The sequence below is a fragment of the Streptomyces sp. NRRL WC-3742 genome, assembly GCF_000720635.1.
In the GTDB taxonomy this organism is placed as follows: domain Bacteria; phylum Actinomycetota; class Actinomycetes; order Streptomycetales; family Streptomycetaceae; genus Kitasatospora.
The window spans coordinates 1-21,493 of sequence record NZ_JOCF01000104.1 but is presented as its reverse complement, the minus strand read 5'-3'; the positions used below and the strand labels follow the sequence as shown (position 1 = coordinate 21,493).

General features: G+C 72.3%; 15 protein-coding genes and 2 pseudogenes. 11 read left to right on the top strand and 6 right to left on the bottom strand.

Translation table 11 applies throughout. The annotated features are described in order from the left end of the window. Positions 1–273 (top strand): annotated as a pseudogene (locus IH61_RS0137310) (TerD family protein); the annotation flags it as partial. A 64-nt stretch (positions 274–337) separates the two neighbouring features. Here the strand turns inward: IH61_RS0137310 and IH61_RS0137305 are convergent. Continuing rightward, entirely contained in the window at positions 338–1,084 is a 747-nt protein-coding gene (locus IH61_RS0137305) for a Tellurium resistance (RefSeq protein ID WP_031078352.1), read from the bottom strand. A 392-nt stretch (positions 1,085–1,476) separates the two neighbouring features. On the opposite strand from IH61_RS0137305, the pseudogene IH61_RS42120 reads away from it, so the two are divergent. Next, a pseudogene (locus IH61_RS42120) lies at positions 1,477–2,465 on the top strand (DUF2637 domain-containing protein). A gap of 93 nt (positions 2,466–2,558) precedes the next feature. Here IH61_RS42120 and IH61_RS0137295 read toward each other — a convergent pair. The 5 genes from IH61_RS0137295 to IH61_RS0137275 all read right to left on the bottom strand — a co-directional run bounded on the left by IH61_RS0137295 (position 2,559) and on the right by IH61_RS0137275 (position 6,618). After that, complete coding sequence (locus IH61_RS0137295) at positions 2,559–3,659, bottom strand: DUF475 domain-containing protein (protein ID WP_031078351.1); 1,101 nt, start codon at positions 3,657–3,659, stop codon at positions 2,559–2,561. Between the two features lie 155 nt (positions 3,660–3,814). After that, a complete protein-coding gene (locus IH61_RS0137290; RefSeq protein WP_031078350.1) occupies positions 3,815–4,393 on the bottom strand; it encodes a TerD family protein in 579 nt (192 codons plus the stop codon). Between the two features lie 235 nt (positions 4,394–4,628). Continuing rightward, the gene (locus IH61_RS0137285) at positions 4,629–5,204 is read right to left on the bottom strand and encodes a TerD family protein (protein WP_031078349.1); all 576 of its coding nucleotides are present in this window, start codon (positions 5,202–5,204) and stop codon (positions 4,629–4,631) included. 152 nt (positions 5,205–5,356) lie between these two features. Then, complete coding sequence (locus IH61_RS0137280) at positions 5,357–5,815, bottom strand: peroxiredoxin (protein WP_031078348.1); 459 nt, start codon at positions 5,813–5,815, stop codon at positions 5,357–5,359. Positions 5,816–6,180: 365 nt separating this feature from the next. Next, on the bottom strand, positions 6,181–6,618 hold the full coding sequence (locus tag IH61_RS0137275; protein ID WP_031078347.1) for a DUF3052 domain-containing protein: 438 nt from the start codon (positions 6,616–6,618) through the stop codon (positions 6,181–6,183). Positions 6,619–7,135: 517 nt separating this feature from the next. On the opposite strand from IH61_RS0137275, the gene aceE reads away from it, so the two are divergent. From aceE to IH61_RS0137230, 9 genes are all read left to right on the top strand, one after another. After that, positions 7,136–9,886, top strand: a complete 2,751-nt coding sequence (gene aceE, locus IH61_RS0137270; protein ID WP_031078345.1) for a pyruvate dehydrogenase (acetyl-transferring), homodimeric type — start codon at positions 7,136–7,138, stop codon at positions 9,884–9,886. 115 nt (positions 9,887–10,001) lie between these two features. Next, complete coding sequence (locus tag IH61_RS0137265; protein WP_031078343.1) at positions 10,002–10,661, top strand: TetR/AcrR family transcriptional regulator; 660 nt, start codon at positions 10,002–10,004, stop codon at positions 10,659–10,661. Positions 10,662–10,762: 101 nt separating this feature from the next. After that, positions 10,763–12,067, top strand: a complete 1,305-nt coding sequence (locus IH61_RS0137260) for a sensor histidine kinase (protein ID WP_031078341.1) — start codon at positions 10,763–10,765, stop codon at positions 12,065–12,067. Beyond that, the gene (locus IH61_RS0137255) at positions 12,064–12,738 is read left to right on the top strand and encodes a response regulator (RefSeq protein WP_031078339.1); all 675 of its coding nucleotides are present in this window, start codon (positions 12,064–12,066) and stop codon (positions 12,736–12,738) included. Before IH61_RS0137260 ends, IH61_RS0137255 begins: the two co-directional genes overlap by 4 nt. Before the next feature lie 128 nt (positions 12,739–12,866). Then, positions 12,867–14,000: an alpha/beta hydrolase gene (locus IH61_RS0137250; RefSeq protein WP_031078337.1), complete on the top strand. Its 1,134-nt coding sequence runs from the start codon at positions 12,867–12,869 to the stop codon at positions 13,998–14,000. A 28-nt stretch (positions 14,001–14,028) separates the two neighbouring features. Beyond that, a complete protein-coding gene (locus IH61_RS0137245; protein WP_037973875.1) occupies positions 14,029–15,282 on the top strand; it encodes an acyltransferase family protein in 1,254 nt (417 codons plus the stop codon). Between the two features lie 229 nt (positions 15,283–15,511). After that, complete coding sequence (locus tag IH61_RS0137240) at positions 15,512–17,422, top strand: glyoxal oxidase (RefSeq protein ID WP_037973874.1); 1,911 nt, start codon at positions 15,512–15,514, stop codon at positions 17,420–17,422. 24 nt (positions 17,423–17,446) lie between these two features. After that, positions 17,447–19,843: a Dyp-type peroxidase gene (locus IH61_RS46530; RefSeq protein WP_051838674.1), complete on the top strand. Its 2,397-nt coding sequence runs from the start codon at positions 17,447–17,449 to the stop codon at positions 19,841–19,843. A gap of 323 nt (positions 19,844–20,166) precedes the next feature. Further along, on the top strand, positions 20,167–21,378 hold the full coding sequence (locus IH61_RS0137230; protein WP_031078328.1) for an alpha/beta hydrolase: 1,212 nt from the start codon (positions 20,167–20,169) through the stop codon (positions 21,376–21,378). The last annotated feature ends 115 nt before the right edge of the window (positions 21,379–21,493 follow it).

The following is a 21,493-nucleotide window of genomic DNA, read 5'->3' as shown; positions in this document are numbered from 1 at the left end:
GGCTACGGCTACCCCCCGGCACCCGCGCCGACGAACTACGGCCACCCCAACAGCGGCGGCTACGGCTACCCGGGCCCCCACCACCCGTACCCGCCCCAGCCGCCCGCCACGACCTACGGGCAGCCGAACACCGGCGGCTACGGCTACCCGCCGCACGGCACCGGCCACCAGCCGCCCGCCCAGCCCCCGGTCCAGCCGCCCGCGCCCCCGGCCACCCAGCCCGCCGAGGAGTTCGCCCTGCCCCCGCAGGGCCCGCAGTTCCAGCCCCGCTAGCCCAGATAGCCCAGATACCCCGGGTAGCCCAGCCAGCGCCGCCGAGCAGCCGGGCGGGGCCGCGTCACTCCGCCCCGCCCCGCTCCTTGTACCCGCGCTGCCACTGCATCCCGAACCCGTACAGCCGGTCTATGTCCGCCTGGAACCCGTTGACGTACCGCACCTCGCGCCGCACGGTCAGCTGGTTGTCCCCCGCGTTCTCGATCAGCACCACCGCGCAGGAGCGCGCCGCCCGCGCCCGCTCGTCGAGCTTGATCTCGATCCGCGGCCCGGTCTGCGGCACGATCGTCACCACGGCGTGCGTCTGGTCGAAGGCCGGCGTCCCGTCGTAGATGTAGACGAAGATCAGCAGCCGTTTGAAGTTCTCCTTCTTCTCCAGGTTGACGTACATCGTCTCCCCGGAGGGCGCCCCGTACTGGTCGTCGCCGCTGAGCTTGATGTACGGCGGCTCGCGCAGGTCCCCGAAGAAGTCGCCGAGCGGCTGCACCACGCCCCGGCTGCCGTCGGAGAGTTCGTACATGCACGCCAGGTCGAGGTCGACGTTGAGCTGGACGCCCTGGGCCCCGTCGGGCTCCCGCGGGCTGAAGATGCGCGGGCTGAAGAACCGTTTGAGGCTGTCCCGGGCGCTCGGCCGCACCGCCCCCGACCGGGTCGTCCAGTGCAGGTTGACGTAGAGGTAGCCGGTGGTGGCCGCCGAGCCGGTGATCGCGTGCTGCGGGGACGACCGGGTCAGCGTGACCTTGTGCTGGCCGCCCGGATTGTCGAAGGTGTAGCTCTTGTCCCCGCGCAGGTACTCCCAGATCGAGACCATCCCGTCCCCTCCCCCTGCCCGTCAGGCGATCTGACGGTACGCCGAACCATGATCGGGCATCGGCCCGGCCCTCGGATACCCAAAGTTTCCCCTCCCCTACCCCGCGCAGCCGCCCCGCGCTCACCGCCGGGCCGCCCGACCGGCTCCCGCACGGCCCCGCACGGCTCCCGGCGGGTCGATTGGCCGGAGGAACGCGCCCTCCCGTAACATGCCGCCCCCTCGGACGCGATATCGTCTAGCCGCACAGGTGTCCCGTTCGCCCCTGCGCGGACGCGCGGGCATGCCGTGCGGTGACGAACGATCCGTCAGGCGCTGCTCGCCCGGCGCGAGCTGACCGCCTGTGCGTCGCACCGCGTTCCTGTCCCCTGCCGAAACCCGAGGCCCGACCCGCAATGAACCTGACCTCCATACAGCTGGTCTGGACCGTCGTCGGCGGCGCAGCCCTGCTGTTCGTCGCCATCCTCATGGCGACGCTGCGCTTCAAGAACACGAACAAGGAAGAGAGCGGCGACTCCTGGGAGCGCAGCGAGGAGCGCAGGCGGCGCAAGGAGATGATCTACGGCATCTCCTCGTACACCCTGCTGTTCTGCTGCGCCGGTGTCGCGGCCGCCCTCTCGAGGCCAGCCACGGCGACGCCGCCCTCGGATCCCGCCTGCTGGTCTGGGTGTTCGCCATCGCCTCGGCCTGGTTCAACTGGGTCCACGCCCCGCGCGGCCTGGGCCACGCCGGCGCCCCGCAGTTCTTCTCCGGCATGTCGATCTCGGCGGCCATACTGTTCGACCGCGCCCTGAAGCAGACCCGCAAGGCCGCCCTGCGCGAGCAGGGCCTGGTGCCGCGCCCGCTGCCGCAGATCCGCATCGTGCGCTGGCTGCGCGCCCCCCGCGAGACGTACGCGGCCTGGTCGCTGATGCTGCTGGAGAACGTGCGCAGCCTGGACGAGGCGGTCGAGGAGGTGCGCGAGGAGCGTCAGGCGAAGATGGACGCCAAGGTCCGCGCCCGTACGGCCGACCGCCGCGAGCGGGCCGAGCTGAAGGCGATCTCCCGTCAGGGCGGCGTGCTGGCCCGGGCCCGCGGTGGGCGGCAGCTGCCCGCGCTGACGGCGGCCGGGGACGGCCAGACCGCTACGGAGCCTGCTCTAGCCGCGGAGTCCGACGCCACCACCGAGCCCGCCGCCCTGGACGCCGGCCGCCGCCCGCGCGCCGCGGTCGAGTCCTCGTACTCCTCCGGCTACTCGTCCTCGACGTACTCCTCGTCCGCCTCGTCCGCCTCGGCCCAGCGCAGCTCGACGGTGGACCTGACCTCCGACGACGACACCCTGTCGATGCCGAAGCTGGACTCCCTGGAGCGCAAGCTCCGCGCGATCGAGCAGCAGCTCGGCTGAGGCCCGTCCCCCGCTCCACACGCGAACGGCCGCCCCCGGAGAAATCCGAGGGCGGCCGTTCGCGTGTGTGGCAGAAGTAGCCGACGGGAGGAACTACTGCCCGCTGCCGACCAGTTCGCCGGCGTCCTCGTCGTCCGCCGGCGCGCGCCGGTTGCGCAGGACGGAGGAGCCGAGCGCCAGCCCGATGAAGGCGACGCCGATCAGGCCGGTGACGATCTCCGGGATGTGGAACTTGATCCCGACCAGCAGGATGACGGCCAGCGCCCCGATCGCGTAGTGCGCGCCGTGCTCGAGGTAGACGTAGTCGTCCAGGGTGCCCTTGCGGACGAGGAAGACGGTCAGCGAGCGGATGTACATCGCGCCGATGCCGAGGCCCAGGGTGATCTGGAAGATGTCGCTGGAGACCGCGAAGGCGCCGACGACGCCGTCGAAGGAGAAGGAGGCGTCCAGGACCTCGAGGTACAGGAAGAGGAAGAACGCGGCCTTGCCGGCGACCTGGACGACCGACTTGCCGGACTTCTCGGCCTCCTCCTCGCGCTCGGCCTCCTCCTCCAGGCCCGATTCGAAGATGGAGGAGAGCCCGCCGACGGCGAGGTAGGTGATCAGGCCGAGCACACCGGCCAGGAGGACCGTTTCAGCGTGCTCCCCGGCGAAGAAGCGGGAGGCGAGCACCAGGGCGACCAGGGCCACGACGCTGGAGAGGGCGTCGAGCTTGCCGACCTTCTCCAGGGGGCGCTCCAGCCAGCCGAGCCAGTTGTGCTCCTTCTCGTCGAAGATGAAGTCGAGGAAGATCATCAGCAGGAAGACGCCGCCGAAGGCCGCGATGGCGGGGTTGGCCGCCTCGAGGTACTGGCCGTAGGTGAGGCCGTCGTGGGTCTTGTCGGAGTGCATCGCGAGGTCGATGACCGTGGCCGGGTTGAGCTTCGCGGTGAGGCCGACGACCAGCAGCGGGAAGACCAGGCGCATGCCGAAGACGGCGATGAGCACGCCCACGGTCAGGAAGATCTTCTGCCAGTACGGGTTCATCCGCTTCAACACCGTGGCGTTGACCACCGCGTTGTCGAAGGAGAGCGAGATCTCCAGGATGGAGAGGATCAGCACGATGCCGAAGCCTTGGGCTCCCCAGAGCAGCCCGGCCGCGATCAGTCCGATGGCGGTGATCGCGAACGACCAGCCGAATGTGCGGAGGAACACGGGACTTGGTTACCTTTCGGGTTCTGGCCGTGCCGGGGTGAACCCTCGTCCCCGAGACGGCCTGACCGGGCCGGGCCCGGTCAGGTCACCCCCGCACCGCCCTCTGTTCTCATGATCGATTGAGTGCGACTGGTCTATTTTCGCCCTTTTCGGCCCTACTGCACGTTCACGCCGAAGTCCAGGGCGATCCCCCGCAGGCCCGAGGCGTACCCCTGGCCCACCGCGCGGAACTTCCACTCGCCCGCGTAGCGGTAGAGCTCGCCGAAGATCATCGCGGTCTCGGAGGAGGCGTCCTCGGACAGGTCGTAGCGCGCGATCTCCAGGCCGTCGACGGAGTTGACGACCCGGATGTACGCGTTGCGGACGCGGCCGAAGCTCTGCTCCCGCGCCTCGGCCTCGTAGATCGACACCGGGAAGATGATCTTGTCCGCTTGCGGCGGCACCAGCTCCAGGTTGACCAGCATCAGCTCGTCGTCGCCGGTGTCGTCGCCGCCGGTGAGGTTGTCCCCGGTGTGCTCGACCGAGCCCTCGGGGCTCTTCAGGTTGTTGTAGAAGACGAAGTACTCGTCACCGAGCACCCGCCCTCCGCCGCAGATCAGTGCGCTGGCGTCGAGGTCGAACGGGGCGCCCGTGGTCTTGCGGGCGGACCAGCCGAGGCCGATCTGGACCTGCGTCAGGTTCGGCGCGACCTTGCTGAGCGAGACGTTGCCGCCCTTGGCGAGCTTGACCACCATGACCGTCCATCCTCCCTTTCCTTCTCCCGGGGCGCCCTAAAGGTGTAAACCCCCGCAGCCCCGGCCGGCCCGTGCGGGCCGACTGAACTTCCTGAACTCACATCCTCCCAGCGCACCGGGGCGCTCCGGAGGCGGAACGGCCCCGGACCGCGATGGTCCGGGGCCGTCCCGGGATGTCGTGCGTCGAACCCTTGCCCGACAAGGGTCCTGACGCCCGAGAATCCGTGCTGGTTCGTCAGACGTTCACGCCGAAGTCCTGGGCGATGCCGCGCAGGCCGGAGGCGTAGCCCTGGCCGATGGCGCGGAACTTCCACTCGCCGCCGCTGCGGTACAGCTCACCGAAGACCATCGCGGTCTCGGTCGAGGCGTCCTCCGAGAGGTCGTAGCGCGCCAGCTCGGCGTTGTTCGCCTGGTTCACCACGCGGATGTAGGCGTTGCGGACCTGGCCGAAGCTCTGGCCGCGGCTCTCGGCGTCGTAGATCGACACCGGGAAGACGATCTTCTGGACGTCCGCGGGGACGCCGACCAGGTTGACCTTGATCGACTCGTCGTCGCCCTCGCCCTCGCCGGTGAGGTTGTCCCCGGTGTGCTCGACCGAGCCCTCGGGGCTCTTCAGGTTGTTGAAGAAGACGAAGTTGCCGTCCGAGGCGACCTTGCCCTGCTCGTTGCAGAGCAGTGCGCTCGCGTCCAGGTCGAAGTCCGTCCCCGTGGTGGTCCGGGCGTCCCAGCCCAGGCCGACGACGACGGCCTGGAGACCCGGGGCCTCCTTCGTGAGCGAGACGTTGCCGCCCTTGCTGAGGCTGACTCCCACTTGCCCTCCAAGATTCGGGAGGCACGCTCGGTGCCCCCGGGTGGTGCGGTACCGGGCGGCGGCGTCCGGAATCGGACGTACGCCCCACTCCGCCAACGGCCCGAGCGTAGTACCCGGTTCCCGCCCGCACCTGAGAACCGGCCGCGCGGGTCTCAGAGGGACGCGAGGGCCTTCAGGTACTCCCGCACGTCCCGGGCGTCCGGGAGGCCGTTCACGACGCTCCAGCGCACCGTCCCGGCGCGGTCGATCACGAAGCTGCCGCGCAGCGGGCAGCCGCGCTCCTCGTCCAGCACGCCGTAGGCGCGGGCGACGGCGCCGTGCGGCCAGAAGTCGGCGAGCAGCGGGAAGCCCAGCCCCTCCCGGTCGGCGAAGACCCGCTGGCCGAACTGGGAGTCGCAGGAGAGCCCGAGCACCTGCACGTCCTCGTTCTGCAGCCCGTCCAGCTCGCGCTGGACCTCCCCCAGCTCGCCGGTGCAGACGCCGGTGAAGGCGAACGGGTAGAACACCAGGAGGACGGCCTTGCGGCCCCGGAAGTCGGCGAGGCGCACGCTCTGCCCGTGCTGGTCGTTCAGCTCGAAGTCCGGAGCCTGGGAGCCGACCTCGATGGCCATGAGCGGGAGCCTTTCTGACGCGAGCGGGCCGCGCGGGGGGCGCGACGCGCCTCATCCTCGCATCCGTTGCCGGGCGTTCGGCCGAACGGATGACCCGCCACCCCCGGACGGCCGAGCCCGTTCGCCCTGGGCGAACCTGCGGCGGACGGGCGGCGGACGGGCGGCGGACGAGCGGCGGCCCCTCGCAAAACCCTCGGCGGCCCCTCGGCGGCCCCTCGGCGGCCCCTCGGCAGATCGGCGGCAGATCGGCGGCGGACCGGCACCGAACCCGCAGCCCGAGGCGCGAAAAGGCACCGGGCCCCGCCGGAGTGGTGAGACTCCGGCGGGGCCCGGTGCGGGGCTCTGCGCTGGGGCGATCGCTGGGGTCAGCGCTTGCCGGTCGGCTTGGTCGACTTGGTCGTGAGCCGGGTGGCCGCCCAGTCCTTGGCGACGGCGATCGAGCTGGTCTGCGACAGGCCGGCGGTCTTGGCCGCGTCGGCGATGTCGGACGCCTCGATGTGCCCGTCCCGGCCGGTCTTCGGCGTGAGCAGCCAGATCAGGCCGCCCTCCGCGAGGTACTCCAGCGCGTCGACGAGGGCGTCGGTGAGGTCCCCGTCGTCGTCGCGATGCCACAGCAGGACGGCGTCGGCGACGTCGTCGTAGTCCTCGTCGACGAGATCCGTCCCGGTGAGCTCCTCGATGCCTTGGCGGAGGTCCTGGTCAGTATCGTCGTCGTACCCCAGCTCCTGAACGATCTGGCCCTCTTCGAAGGCGAGACGGGTTGCCGGGTTGGACTTGTCCGCGGGATCCGCGGTCGCGCTCACGGGAATAACCTCCAGTATTCGGCTCGGCGTCGGCGCCGAGGCTGTGGCCGTAGTCCACACGGGCGCGGCGGTTCGCGCAAGTACCCGACCCCCGATCCCCTCCAAAGGTTGACGTGTCACAGGGGGACACGCCGGTCGACGTGTCGCGAATCACACCGATTTGCCCTTCTCTGCGTGGGACAAGGATGCTTCGGGTGGTCCCGGCCCACAGGCCGTACGCATGCCCGAGATGCGAACGGCATTCTGGTCCGCGCGTGCGCGGGCGTAGAGTCTCCTGTTGGCCCTCACCCCGGCCGCCCGCCATCGGGTGGACGGGACACCAGGTCGGACCACCTCTGTTCGTAACACCCGGGGGTGCGCGGCGCGGCCGACGAAGTCGGCGCCGCACACCGCCAGACCGTCCCGCCCCACCGGGCGGAACGGTTACCGATCGGTAGAGATGACGGATCTCCGAGCGCGGTAGCACGATGGAGGCGGCGCGACACACCTCAGTTTCGACCGACAGTGAAGGAACAGCGTGGCTTCCGGAACCGATCGCAACCCGATCATCATTGGTGGCCTTCCGAGTCAGGTCCCGGACTTCGATCCCGAGGAGACCGCGGAATGGCTGGAGTCGCTCGATGCGGCCATCGACGAGCGGGGGCGTGAGCGTGCCCGTTACCTGATGCTGCGGCTGATCGAGCGCGCCCGCGAGAAGCGTGTCGCCGTGCCCGAGATGCGCAGCACCGACTACGTCAACACCATCGCCACCAAGGACGAGCCGTTCTTCCCCGGCAACGAGGAGATCGAGCGCAAGATCCTGAACGCGACCCGCTGGAACGCGGCCGTGATGGTCTCCCGGGCCCAGCGCCCGGGCATCGGCGTCGGTGGCCACATCGCCACCTTCGCGTCCTCCGCGTCGCTCTACGACGTGGGCTTCAACTACTTCTTCCGCGGCAAGGACGCCGAGGGCGAGTCCGGCGACCAGATCTTCTTCCAGGGCCACGCCTCCCCCGGCATCTACGCCCGCGCCTTCCTGCTGGACCGACTCACCGAGCAGCAGCTCGACGCGTTCCGCCAGGAGAAGTCGAAGGCCCCGTACGGCCTCTCCAGCTACCCGCACCCGCGGCTCATGCCGGACTTCTGGGAGTTCCCGACCGTCTCGATGGGCCTCGGCCCCCTCGGCGCGATCTACCAGGCCCGGATGAACCGCTACCTGGAGCACCGCGGCATCAAGGACACCTCCGACTCGCACGTGTACGCCTTCCTGGGCGACGGCGAGATGGACGAGCCCGAGTCGCTCGGCCAGCTGTCCCTGGCCGCCCGTGAGGGCCTGGACAACCTGACCTTCGTCGTCAACTGCAACCTGCAGCGCCTCGACGGCCCGGTCCGCGGCAACGGCAAGATCATCCAGGAGCTGGAGTCCCAGTTCCGGGGTGCCGGCTGGAACGTGATCAAGCTCATCTGGGACCGCAGCTGGGACCCGCTGCTCGCGCAGGACCGCGACGGCGTCCTGGTGAACAAGATGAACACCACGCCGGACGGCCAGTTCCAGACGTACGCCACCGAGACCGGTGACTACATCCGCGAGCACTTCTTCGGCAGCGACCTGCGCCTGCGCGCCATGGTCGAGAACATGACCGACCAGCAGATCCAGCACCTGGGCCGCGGCGGCCACGACCACAAGAAGGTCTACGCCGCGTTCAAGGCCGCCCGCGAGCACAAGGGCCAGCCGACGGTCATCCTCGCCCAGACGGTCAAGGGCTGGACGCTTGGCCCCAACTTCGAGGGCCGCAACGCCACCCACCAGATGAAGAAGCTGACGGTCGAGGACCTGAAGCGCTTCCGCGACCGGCTGCACCTGCCGATCACCGACAAGCAGCTGGACGAGGGCTACCCGCCCTACTACCACCCGGGTCGCGACTCGGAGGAGATCCAGTACATGCACGACCGCCGGCAGGAGCTCGGCGGCTACGTGCCCACCCGCAAGGTGCGCCCGCGCAAGCTGGAACTGCCGGGCGAGGACGCCTACAAGGCCGTCAAGAAGGGCTCCGGCAACCAGACCATCGCCACCACCATGGCGTTCGTCCGGCTGCTCAAGGACCTCATGCGGGACAAGGGCATCGGCAACCGCTTCGTGCCGATCGCGCCCGACGAGTACCGCACCTTCGGCATGGACTCGCTGTTCCCCTCGGCGAAGATCTACAACCCGCTGGGCCAGACCTACGAGTCGGTCGACCGCGACCTGCTCCTGGCCTACAAGGAGTCGCCGAAGGGCCAGATGCTGCACGACGGCATCTCCGAGGCGGGCTGCACCGCCTCGCTGATCGCCGCCGGCTCCTCCTACGCCACCCACGGCGAGCCGCTGATCCCGGTGTACGTCTTCTACTCGATGTTCGGGTTCCAGCGCACCGGCGACCAGTTCTGGCAGATGGCCGACCAGCTGGCCCGCGGCTTCGTCCTCGGCGCCACCGCCGGCCGCACCACCCTGACCGGTGAGGGCCTGCAGCACGCCGACGGCCACTCGCACCTGCTGGCCTCGACCAACCCGGGCGTCGTCGCGTACGACCCGGCGTACGGCTTCGAGATCGCGCACATCGTCCAGGACGGTCTGCGCCGGATGTACGGCACCAGTGCCGAGCACCCGAACGGCGAGGACGTCTTCTACTACCTCACCGTGTACAACGAGCCGATCAGGATGCCGGCCGAGCCCGAGAACGTGGACGTCGAGGGCATCCTCAAGGGTCTGCACAAGTACGCCCCGGGCGCCGCCGGCCAGATCCCGGCCCAGATCCTCGCCTCCGGCGTGGCCGTGCCGTGGGCCCTGGAGGCCCAGCGCATCCTCGCCGAGGAGTGGAACGTCAAGGCCGACGTCTGGTCCGCGACCTCCTGGAACGAGCTGCGCCGCGACGCGGTGGAGGCCGAGGAGTTCAACCTGCTGCACCCCGAGGAGCCGCAGCGCGTGCCGTACGTCACGCAGAAGCTCCAGGGCGCCGAGGGCCCGGTCGTCGCGGTGTCCGACTGGATGCGCGCGGTGCCGGACCAGATCGCCCGCTGGGTGCCGGGCCAGTACCAGTCGCTGGGCGCCGACGGCTTCGGCTTCGCCGACACCCGTGGCGCGGCCCGTCGCTTCTTCCACATCGACGCGCAGTCGGTCGTGCTGGCGGTGCTCACCGAGCTCGCCAAGCAGGGCAAGGTCGACCGCTCGGCGCTGAAGGACGCGATCGACCGCTACCAGCTGCTCGACGTGGCCGCGGCCGACCCGGGCGCCGCCGGCGGCGACGCCTGATCACCGGCTAGCACCCGAGGAGGGCCGGACTCCCGTACGGGGGTCCGGCCCTCCTCCGTGCCGTGACGCTAAGGTTGTGACCCCCGTCTCACCCGCGCCGCCCCGGAAGGTCCCCATGGCCGCTCGCACCACCGCCCCGGAGCGGCCGACCGGGCTGCGGGAACGCAGGAAGCAGCAGACCAGGGCCGCCCTCGTCCAGGCCGCCCACGTGCTCTTCCTCCGCCAGGGCTTCGCCCGCACGACCGTCGACGAGATCGCCTCCGCCGTCGACGTCTCCCAGCGCACCTTCTTCCGCTACTTCGCCAACAAGGACGAGGTCGCGCTCGCCGTCATGGCCGACGCCGAGGACTACTTCATGGAGTGCCTGCGCCACCGGCCCGCCGAGGAGACGCCGCTGGAGGCCCTGCGCGCCTCGATCGTCAAAGCCTGGCGCGACCTCGGCGACGCCGAACCCACCGGCCCCGGCTCCATCGGCAGCGCCCTGGAGCTCCTGCGGATCATCGAGGACACCCCCGCGCTGCTCGCCGCCCACCTGCGCCGGGTCACCGAGCAGGAGCGAGCGGTCGTCCGGGTGCTCGCCGAGCGCGAGGGCGTCGACCCGGCCCGGGACCTGCGCCCGGTCGTCCTGGCCGCCGTCTTCGGGGGCCTGGTCCGCGCCGCCCACCTGTCCTGGACGGCCGAGCAGCAGCCGCCCGGCCCCGAGGGCATGGTCCGGGTGATCGAGCGCCACCTCGACCAGCTCGGCCCGGCGCTGGCCGGCCACTGGCACCCGTAGGGGATGTCGTACCCGGGTATCACCCCGTACCCGGGTAGCCCCCGAAAGTTCGCGCTCCGGTCCGACGCCCCGCGCGAGCTGCCCTCCTAGGCTGGCCGGCGATGAAGACACCCACCGCCCCCGACACCCGCGCCTTCGCCACCCGGCAGCTGCGCGCCCTGCACCACCACCTCACCACCCCGCACGGCGAACCCACCCCGCTGTTCGGCAGCTCCCGCCGCCGCTGGGTCCGCCTGTTCCCGTACGTCCTCGCGCTGATCCTCCTGTTCGCGCTGATCCCCAGCGGGATCGCGCTCCTGAACGCCTTCTACGGCCTGGCCATGCCCGTCTGCGCCGCCCTGACCCTTGCCCAGAGCACCCCGCTGCTGCTCGCCATCACCCGGCCGCTGGCCGCCTGGTGGATCAGCGCGGCCGCCATGGTCACCACCGCCGCCGTCACCGCCCGCCACACGCAGCTGATGGGCGGCTGGCCGTGGACGGCGCCGATGATCATCTCGTACGTCGTCCTGCTGCTCGCCCTCGGGCTGCGCGAGCGCCGGGCCACCGTGATCTCGGTCTGGGTCGCCACCGTGCTGCTCACCGTCGTCACCACCGCCCTCGGCCTGCCCCGCCTCGCGGACGGCACCACCGTGCTGCTCATCGCCCTCAGCGGCGCCGCCCTGCTGCTCGGCTGGGCCGTGCGCGACCGCGCCGAGGCCCGGCGGCTGCTCAGCGAGCAGGAGCACATCAGCGAGGTCGAGCGCGAACGGCGCACTCTGCTGGAGGAACGCACCCGCATCGCCCGGGAGTTGCACGACGTCGTCGCCCACCACATGTCGGTGATCGCCGTGCAGGCCGCCAGCGCGCCCTACCGGATCGAGGGCGTACCGGCCGCCGCCGCCGAGGAGTTCACCGCGATCGCGGACGGCGCCCGCGCCTCGATGGCCGAGATGCGCCGGCTGCTCGGCGTGCTGCGCAGCGAGGAGTCCTCCACCGGCCGGGCCCCGCAGCCGGGCCTGCCCCAGCTCGGCCAGCTGGTCGAGACGGTGGCCAGGGCCGGGGTGCCCGTCGAACTCGCCGTCGAGGACGGGCTGGTGGAGTGGGTGCCGCAGGCCCTCGCCCTGTCCGCGTACCGGATCGTGCAGGAGGCGCTGGCCAACGTCGTGCGCCACGCGCCCGGGGCGCGCACCTGGGTGTCGCTGGCCTCGGACGGACCGCAGCTGCGGCTGACGGTCGTCAACGCGCCCCCGCCGGAGCGCACCGAGTCCCTGGAGGCGTCCGCCGAGGGCACCGGGCACGGGCTGGTCGGCATGCGTGAACGGGTCCGGCTGGCGGATGGCAGTCTGGACACCGGCCCGCTGCCGGACGGCGGCTTCAAGGTGGCCGCCGTTCTGCCGATCGATCCAGTCCAGGAGACGCCCGCATGACCATCCGCGTGATCATCGTCGACGACCAGGCCATGGTGCGGGCCGGGTTCGCCGCCCTGCTCAACGCCCAGAGCGACATCGACGTGGTGGGGGACGCGGCCGACGGCGCCGAGGCCCTGGAGGTCGTCGGCCGCACCCACCCGGACGTGGTGCTGATGGACGTCCGCATGCCCGTCATGGACGGCCTGGAGGCCGCCCGGCACCTGCTCGACCCGAGTGTCCCGGGAGCCCACCGGCCCAAGGTGCTGATGCTGACCACCTTCGACGTGGACGACTACGTGTACGAGGCGCTGCGCGCCGGGGCCAGCGGCTTCCTCCTCAAGGACGCCCCGCCCGCCGACCTGATCGCCGCCGTCCGCATCGTCGCGGCCGGCGAGGCGCTGCTCGCGCCGAGCGTCACCCGCCGCCTCATCGAGGACTTCGCCCGTACCCGGCCCGCCCGGCGCCGTGACCCCAAGCTGCGGCTCAACGGCCTGACCCCGCGCGAGACCGAGGTGCTGGGGCTGATAGCCCGGGGCCTGTCCAACCAGGAGATCGCGGCGAATCTGGTGCTCGCCGAACAGACCGTCAAGACCCACATCGGGCGCATCCTCGCCAAGCTCGACCTGCGCGACCGGGCCCAGGCCGTCGTCCTGGCCTACGAGTCGGGCCTCGTGACGCCCGGCCAGTAGGTCCGGCAGTAGCCCCGTTGATCCCCGGGTATCACCCCGGAGTTGGCCCCGCGGTGTGACGTCCGCGGGGCCGTCGCGTTCCTACCTTCCTCCTCGTCGCCGACCGAATCGACGAGGGGAACAGGGACATGGGAACGAATCGGGTCCGACGGGCCGTCGCCGCCGGGGCACTGGCGGTGGCCGTGATGCTCGGCGCGGGCGGGTGGGCCGCGGCCGACACCCAGACCGCCGTCACCGGCCCGCCCCCGGGCAGCGCCGCCTGGACGGCCGACACCTCGCTGGGCCTGCGCCTGCCCGACCCCGCCACCGCCTCCGCGGCCGAAGTCGCCGCGTTCTTCGCCGAGTTGAGCCCGGCGCAGCAGAACGAGCTGATCGCCCGCCACCCGCTGGTGGCCGGCAACCTGGACGGCGCCCCGGTCGAACTCCGGTACCGGGCCAACGCCCTGGCCCTCGCCGCCGCCCGCACCGAGGAGCTCTCCCGCGCCGCCGACCCCGCCCTCACCCCGCAGGACCACCAGGCGGCCCGCACCCGCGCCGAGCGCTACCGCACCCTGCTGGACGGGCACCGCCAGGTCCTCGCCTTCGACCCGCGCGGCCGCGGCCTGATCGCCGAGGTGTACGGCGACCTCGCCCACGCCGCGCACACCGCCGTGGTCGTCCCCGGCTCGGACATCGACCTGCTCAGCTACGACCGCGCGAGCGACCCGTACGGCACCCCGGCCGGCATGGCCCGCGCCCTGTACGAGGCCACCGGGGCGACCGGCTCCCGCACCGCGGTGATCGCCTGGGCCGGGTACACCACCCCCGTCGGCCTCGGCCCGGACGCCGCCACCGAACGCCTCGCCGAGGCCGGCGCGGGCCGCCTGAGGGCCCTCCTCGAGGGCCTCGCCGCGAGCACCCACCCGCAGGCCCCGGCCACCGTCCTCTGCCACAGCTACGGCTCGGTGGTCTGCGGCCTCGCCCGCCCGGGCCCGGCCGAAGCCTCCCGGCTGGTGGTGCTCGGCTCCCCCGGCATGGGCGTCGACTCCGCAGGCGAACTCGACCCGCGCGTCCCGGTGTTCGCCACCGCCCTCAACGACTCCGACTGGATCGGCGACGTCCCGCACGTCCGGCTGCTCGGCCTCGGCCACGGCGCCGACCCCACCGACCCCGCCTTCGGCGCCCACCCCCTGCCCGCCACCGGCTCCCACGGCCACACCGGCTACTTCGCCCCCGGCACCGCCTCCCTCGCCGCCTACGCCGCCCTCGCGCTCGGCCGCTGATCCCGCCACGCAGACAGGAGCACCCGCCATGGCACTCGCCACCCCGCATCCGGCCACCCAGCGCCGCGCCGCCCTGCACCGCGCCGCCCTCAAGGTCGACGCCCGCACGCCCGCCACCCGCGACCGCGCCCTGGACGGGCTGCGCGCGATCGCCCTGCTCGCCGTCCCGATCGGCCACTGGATGCTCGGCGGCCTCACCCTCTCCCCCGACGGCGCCCTCCACAACGCCAGCCCGCTCTCCTCCCTCGGCTTCTTCGCCCCGATCAGCTGGGGCCTCCAACTCCTCGGCGTCTTCTTCCTCGTCGGCGGCCACTCCTCCGTCCGCTCCCTGGAGCGCGCCCGTGAGAAGGGGATCTCCTACGGCGGGTGGCTGCGCGCCCGCGCCCTGCGGCTGCTGCGCCCGGTGCTCGGGGTGGCGGCCGTGTGGGCGGCGCTCGTCCCGCTGCTGCCCGCGCTCGGCGTGCCGGGCGACACCGTGCACACCGGGGCGACGCTGGTGGTGCAGCCGCTCTGGTACATCGGCGTCTACCTGGCGCTGACCGCGATCACCCCGCTCTGCACGGCCCTCGGACGGCGCCTGGGCGGCTGGTCGGCGGCCCTGCTGATGGCCGTCGTCGCCGTCGTCGACCTGCTGCGGTACGGGCCGTGGGCCGAGGCGGTGCCCGCCTGGGTGGGGCTGCTGAACCTGCTGCCGGGCTGGCTGTTCGGCTACCAGCTGGGCGTGCTGTGGGCGCAGGGGAGGCTCGGCCGCCGGGGCGCCCGGCTGCTGCTGCTCGGCGGCGGTGTCCTGTTCGCGGTGCTGCTGACGGTGTTCCACTACCCGGCGAGCATGGTGGGCGTGCCCGGGGCGGAGCGGACCAACTCGCACCCGCCGTCCCTGCTGGTGCTGGCCCTGGCCTCGGTGCAGTGCGGCGCGGCGGTGCTGCTGCGCGAGCGGCTGAGCCGGCTGCTGGCGGCCCGTCCGCTGCTGTGGCTGCCGGTGGTGGCGGTCAACCTGTCGGCGATGACGATCTTCTGCTGGCACCAGAGCGCGATGCTCGCCGTGGCGGTTCCCGGCGCCGCGGGCCTGGGCGCCGTCCCGGGGCTGACCACCGCGCCGGACTCGCTGGGCTGGGTGGCCGGACGGCTGGCGCTGCTGCCGCTGCTCGCGGCCGCGCTGGTGGCGATCGGCTGGTTCACCCGGCGCTTCGACGGGCCGTGGACGGCCTTGTCCCGGGGCGGGAAGGCCCTGGCCGGCGCGGCGGCGGCGCTGTTCGCCGCGTACGCGCTCGGGGTGGTCTGACCGGCACCGGATCTCGAGGCACCGAGGGGGCGCGGCCGTCATGGCCGCGCCCCCTCGGAGATTGGGGCGCCCGAATGACGCGGCCCACGCCGATGGAGTCGGCCCGCATGCGAACCACCACGGGGCGTGATGGCCTGTGACGGTCGGCGACCCCCGCTGGACCGCGCCCGCCCACGGCCCGTCCGTCCGCATTCGCCGCCCCGAACCCATCCCTCCTCCGAGGAGACCCATGTCCCCGTCCCCACCCCGCCGGTGGCCGGCCACCGCCGTGGTCTGCGCCGTCACCACCGGCGTCCTGCTCGCCGCCGTCGCCCCGGCCGCCGCCCACGAGGGGCCCGCCGACCCCGCCCAGGGCGGCCTCACCCCGCACGTCGACTCCCAGCGGATCGCGGCCGAGATGCGCCAGGACGAGGTGGCCGCCCTCGGTCAGGAGCACGCGGAGGAGCACGCCCGGATGCGCGCGGCCGTCCGCGGCATCGGCGACTACCCGCAGACCACCCGCACCAACCGGCTCAAGGCGCTCACCGACTCCCAGGCGAGCCTCAACAAGGGCTTCGCGCCGGGGACGTTCGGCGCGTTCAAGGAGTACTTCCCCTCCCCGGACTTCGGCGACCACATCGCCCTGCTGCCCACCGGCAAGGTGCTGCTGTTCTCCTTCGAACGGATCGAGACCAACCCGGAGAAGGAGCCCGCCCCCACCCAGACCATCGGCAGGGAGAACGCCGGCCGGGCCTTCCTCTGGGACCCGTCCAAGGGCAACGGCCCGGACGCCTTCAAGCAGGTCACCCCGCCGGTCTCGGACATGCCGGACGGCCTGGGCGAGCAGCGCCCGGTGCCGTTCTTCTGCTCGGGCCACTCCTTCCTGCCCAACGGCATGCTCGGCGTCTTCGGCGGCAACCTGGGCGGCAACGGCGGCACCGGCGCGAAGCTCTCGCTGGTCTTCGACCCCTGGACGGAGACGTGGACCCGCAACCCCGACATGGCCGTCGGCCGCTGGTACCCCTCGGTGGTGACGGGCGCGGACGGGCGGCAGCTGATCATGTCCGGCCAGTCCGAACTGGGTTACGGCACCCCGACCCCGGTGGTCGAGCGCTTCCCCGCCAAGTCCTTCCCCGTGCCGCTCACCAAGAAGGACGTCCCGAAGAACACCCCGGTGGACCGCTTCGCGGTGGACGCCCCCTTCTCCTTCGACTACCCGCACCTGTTCTCGCTCAACGACGGCAACGTCTACGGCTTCGGCCGCGCCGCGGGCGAGCAGTGGAGGTTCGACCCGGCCGCCGAGACCCGCACCGACCTCACCGCCCGCCCGGACGGCCGCAAGCGCAACTACGGCTCCGCCGTGATGCTGCCCGGCGGCGCCAACGGCCCGGACTCCGCCCTGATCCTCGGCGGCGACCGCGACAACCCGAGCACCCTGCGCTTCTCCAACGGCAGTTGGACGGCCGAGAAGTCCCGCGCCTTCGGCCGCACCCAGGACGACACCCTGCTGCTGCCCAACGGCCGGCTGATGACCGTCAACGGCGCCTACGACATCCGCGACTACGGCAACGGCCCGTACAACCCCAACGCGGACCTCAAGTACCGGCAGATCGAACTGCGCGACGACCAGGGCAACTGGCAGCTCGGCCCCGTCCAGCGGCTGCCGCGCGGCTACCACTCCAACGCCGTGGTGCTGCCGGACGGCCGGATCATGGTCACCGGCGACGAGCTCCAGCAGCTCGCCAACAACCCGGACGTCAACGGCACGGTCGGCGGCATCCCCGGCACCACGGGCCCGACCACCATGAACGGCACCATCGAGATCTACGAGCCCGCCTACCTGCACCAGGGCGACCGGCCCGCGCTCGCCAACGCCCCCACCGCGCCGGTCGGTTACGACAAGAAGTTCACCGTCACCAGCACCACCCCCGGCCTCGCCGCCCGGGCCGTCCTGCTGGCGCCGACCACCTCCACCCACTCGGTCAACACCAGCCAGCGCCACCTGGAGCTGCGGCTGACCGGCCGGGCCGGCAACCGGCTGGAGTTCCAGGCCCCGCCGGACGCCAAGGCCGCCCCTCCCGGCTGGTACATGCTCTTCCTCCTCAGCAGCGACGGCGTGCCGAGCGTCGCCCAGTGGATCCAGCTCAACCCCACGGCCTGACACCCCCGTACGAAAGGAACCACCATGACCACGGAGTTGAGCCTTCGCGAGAGCGAGGAGATCCAGGGCGACATCCTGGCCGGCTTCAAGAAGGACAACGTCAGCGTCCTGTTCCTCAAGTTCGAGGACGCCGCCCGCGCCCGCGACTGGCTGCGCCGGATCACCCCGCAGATCTCCACCACCCGGCAGGTCGCCGAGTTCAACGCGGCGTTCAGCGAGGCCAAGCACGCGGCGGGAGGCGACGACCCCAAGTCCCTGACGGCCACCTGGCTGGGCGTCAGCTTCACCTACGAGGGCCTGCGCATGCTCGCCGGCACCGACCCGTTCCCCACGCCCCCGCCGGTCGGCGGCGGCCTGGAGGCGTTCAAGGACGGCTCCGCCCAGCGGGCCGGCGCCCTCGGCGACACCGGCGACAACTCCCCGGAGAACTGGCTGTTCGGCAACGGGAGGAACCAGCCGGTGCACGCCGTGCTGAAGATCTCGGCGGACACCGAGCGCGACCTCTCCTCGGCCGTGGAGGCGCAGCGCATCGCCGCCGCCGAGTGCCGCGTCCTGATCGTCTACCAGCAGAACGCCCAGACGCTGCTGGGCAGTCGGCGCGGCAAGGAGCACTTCGGCTTCAAGGACGGCATCAGCGAGCCCGGCATCCGGGGCTTCGACCGGCCGAACCCGAGCAACCCCGAGGAGCAGGACGGCCACCCGGGCACCCGGCTGATCCCGGCCGGGGAGTTCGTCTGCGGCCTGGAGAACGACCAGTTCAGCGGGCCGCTGTCCCAGTACCCGGAGTGGGCGCGCAACGGCTCCTTCCAGGTGGTCCGCCGTCTGGCCCAGGACGTGCCCGGCTGGTGGTCGCAGGTCGCCGTCAAGCTCAGGGAGCTGAAGCTCGCCAAGGCCGTCCCGGACACCGCCACCACCGAGTGGCTGGCCGCCCGGATGGTCGGCCGCTGGCGCTCCGGAGCCCCCGTCTGCAAGCACCAGGACCGGGACGTCCCCAACAGCCCGGACGCCGCCAAGGACAACGACTTCGACTTCCGCGACGACCTGGAGGGCCTGGTCACCCCGCTCTGGTCGCACCTGCGCAAGACCAGCCCCCGGGACGGGCTCCAGGAGGCCCCGGACAAGCCCCCGATCCCCGCCAAGACCCTCGACGGCCGGCGGATCATGCGCCGGGGCACCCCGTACGGCGCCCCGTTCGACCCGGCCTCCGAGGGCCCCGGCGGGCCGGACGACCCGCGCGGCCTGCTGTTCATCTGCTACCAGGCCGACCTCCAGCGGCAGTTCGAGTTCATCCAGGCCGACTGGATGGACCAGCCGAACTTCCCGCCGAACCGCGACAGCGGCACCGACACCCCCGCCGGGCACGCGAGCCCGAGGCCCCTGCCCGGGAAGGACCCGGTCACCCAGGAGGCGCCGGACGTCGACTTCGAGCACCTCGGGCCGGACGGGCTGATCAACCACACCCCGGTGAGCTTCCAGCAGTTCGTGCAGACCACCGGCTCGGTGTACGCCTTCATGCCGTCCCTGAGCATCCTGCGCGGGCTCTGCGAGGGCCGGCTCACCCCGGTCGGCGGCCAGACCGGCGGACAGACGGGCGGGCAGACCGGCAGCCAGACAGGTGGCCAGACCGGCAGCGGCACCACCACCCCGCCCAAGCCGCAGCCCGTCAAGGCGTACCCCTGCGACGAGTTCGTCTCCGTCCCCGACCAGTACCGCAAGGGCGGCCAGTCCCGGTACTGGGCCTTCCACGGCGACCTCTGCCGGGTGATCTCCGTCGCGGACGGCACCGCCCACACCGACCGCAAGGTCGAGGACGACACCTGGCTGACCACCTGGACCTGCCTCCAGGGCGTCGGCCGGGTGGACTGCGTCCTGCCCGTCCCCGACCAGCAGGACCCTGCGGGCAAGAGCTGGTACTGGGTGTTCCACAGCACCGTCGGCCGCCAGCAGTACCGGCTGGTCTCGATCACCTGCAACGGCGGCCGCTACACCACGGCGCTGGAGCGCTCCGACCGCGACCTCACGTACTGGGGTTCGCTCAGCGGCGTCGGCCAGGTCGACTGCTGGCTGCCGGTGGCGGACCAGCAGGACCCGACCGGCAGGAACAAGAGCTGGTACTGGGTGTTCCACACCACCGGCGGCCGCCAGCAGTACCGGCTGGTCTCGATCGCCGGCGGCCCCGGGCACGCCGACGTGCGCGAGCGCACCGACCGTGAGCTCTCCCAGTGGAGCTCGCTGAGCGGCCTCAGCCGGGTGGACTGCTTCCTGCCCGTCCCGGACCGCCAGCCGCCCGGCGGGACCTGCGAGTACTGGGTGTTCTGCGGCCAGAGCTACCGCCGGATCTCGATCGCCGCCGGCAGCGGCCACCCCGACCGGCTGGTCGACGGGGACCGCACCTGCGACAACTGGGCCTCGCTCGGCTGAGCGAAGGTCCGTCAGCCCACGCCCCCGGTGCGCACGGCGCGCCCGGGGGCGTGCGACGGGTCGCGCGCAACGAACGTCCCGCAGCCGGAGCACCGGTCTCCACGTTCGCGCCGGTCACCTCGGCAGGCGGACCCGGACGCCGGCAGGACACCCCCGGTTCATGTGAGCCTTCCCACAGTTTGAGCCTGTCCGTCACCCTCTCGTGACCTCTACGCTTGCCCAGGAAGCGTGCAGGCACTCTGCACGGCAGTCTGCAAGTCGGAAACACGCACCCTCCGGGCACCGCCCGTGAAACGGTGACGGGCCCCAAGGGAGTTGGTGCGGTGCGCAACCGTCGACGCTGGAAGCGGGTACTGGTAGGGGCCTTCGCCGGGGCCGCCGTCCTCGCCGACGCCGGCGCCGCCGCCGCCCAGGCCGCGGCCTCCACCGAGCAGCTGGCGATCAGCACCCCTCCGGCCGGCAGCGCCGCCTGGGTCCAGGACCACAGCTTCGGCCGCGAGCTGCCCGACCCCGCGACCACCACCCCGGCCGCCGCCGCCGCGTTCTTCGCCTCGCTCGCTCCCACCGAGCTCGACCGCCTGGTCAAGGACTACCCGCTGGTCGTCGGCAACTTCGACGGCGCCCCGCTGGGCCTGCGCTACCAGGCCAACCGGATCGCCCTGGCCGCCGAACGCGACCACGCCCGCGCCCGCGCCGCCGACCCGAAGCTGGACGCCGACACCCGCGCCCTGCTCGTCTCCCGCGCCAACGACGTCGAGCACCTGCTCGCCCCCGACCGCCAGGTCCTCGCCTTCGACCCGCGCGGCCGCGGCCTGGTCACCGAGGTGTGGGGCGACCTCTCCGACGCCGAGCGGATCTCCGTACTCGTCCCCGGCTCCGACGCCGACCTCGGCCACTTCGACCAGGCCGCCGACCCGCTGCGCTCCCCCGCCGGCATGGCCCGCGCCCTGTACGCCGAGGAGCGCCGCCAGGCCCCGGCCACCCGGACCGCCGTGATCGCCTGGACCGGCTACGTCACCCCCTCGGGCCTGGGCCCCGACGCCGCCACCTCCCGGCTGGCCGACGTCGCCGCGCCCCGGCTGCAGCGCCTGCTCGCGGGCCTGAAGGAGACCACCCGCCCGGACGCGCCCCCGGCGCTGCTGTGCCACTCGTACGGCTCGGTGGTCTGCGGCAACGCCGCCCCCAGGATCCCCCGCGCCGCCGCCTCGCCGTCCGACACCTCCGGCATCACCGACCTGATGGTCTTCGGCAGCCCCGGCATGGGCGTGCAGAGCACCGCCGAACTCGGCGCCGGTGTGCACGTCTGGGCCACCCGCAACCCCAGCGACTGGATCGGCAACGTCCCGTTCCTGGAGGTCGGCGGGCTCGGCCACGGCGCCGACCCGACCTCCGCGGGCTTCGGCGCCGAGCAGGTCTCCTCCGCCCACGCGGCCGGCCACAACGGCTACTTCGCCGAGGGCACCGAGAGCCTGCACAACTTCGCGTCCATCTCCCTCGGCGACTACACCGACGTCATCCGCCCGGCCACCGGCTGATCCCGGCTGGTCGCGGCTAGGTCGTGTCTTTCGGATCACGTCGGATCAGTGGGCGGCTCCCCCAGCCTTCGGCCGGGAGGTGCCCCCATGGGTGCGTGCATCGGCGGTGCCGAGG

Excerpts from the sequence above, each read along its gene's own strand:
- IH61_RS46530 (WP_051838674.1), top strand. The coding sequence starts at position 17,447 with ATGACCACGGAGTTGAGCCTTCGCGAGAGCGAGGAGATCCAGGGCGAC.
- IH61_RS0137240 (WP_037973874.1), top strand. The coding sequence starts at position 15,512 with ATGTCCCCGTCCCCACCCCGCCGGTGGCCGGCCACCGCCGTGGTCTGC.
- IH61_RS0137265 (WP_031078343.1), top strand. The coding sequence starts at position 10,002 with ATGGCCGCTCGCACCACCGCCCCGGAGCGGCCGACCGGGCTGCGGGAA.
- IH61_RS0137245 (WP_037973875.1), top strand. The coding sequence starts at position 14,029 with ATGGCACTCGCCACCCCGCATCCGGCCACCCAGCGCCGCGCCGCCCTG.
- IH61_RS0137260 (WP_031078341.1), top strand. The coding sequence starts at position 10,763 with ATGAAGACACCCACCGCCCCCGACACCCGCGCCTTCGCCACCCGGCAG.
- IH61_RS0137255 (WP_031078339.1), top strand. The coding sequence starts at position 12,064 with ATGACCATCCGCGTGATCATCGTCGACGACCAGGCCATGGTGCGGGCC.
- IH61_RS0137290 (WP_031078350.1), bottom strand. The coding sequence starts at position 4,393 with ATGGTGGTCAAGCTCGCCAAGGGCGGCAACGTCTCGCTCAGCAAGGTC.
- IH61_RS0137305 (WP_031078352.1), bottom strand. The coding sequence starts at position 1,084 with ATGGTCTCGATCTGGGAGTACCTGCGCGGGGACAAGAGCTACACCTTC.
- IH61_RS0137250 (WP_031078337.1), top strand. The coding sequence starts at position 12,867 with ATGGGAACGAATCGGGTCCGACGGGCCGTCGCCGCCGGGGCACTGGCG.
- IH61_RS0137280 (WP_031078348.1), bottom strand. The coding sequence starts at position 5,815 with ATGGCCATCGAGGTCGGCTCCCAGGCTCCGGACTTCGAGCTGAACGAC.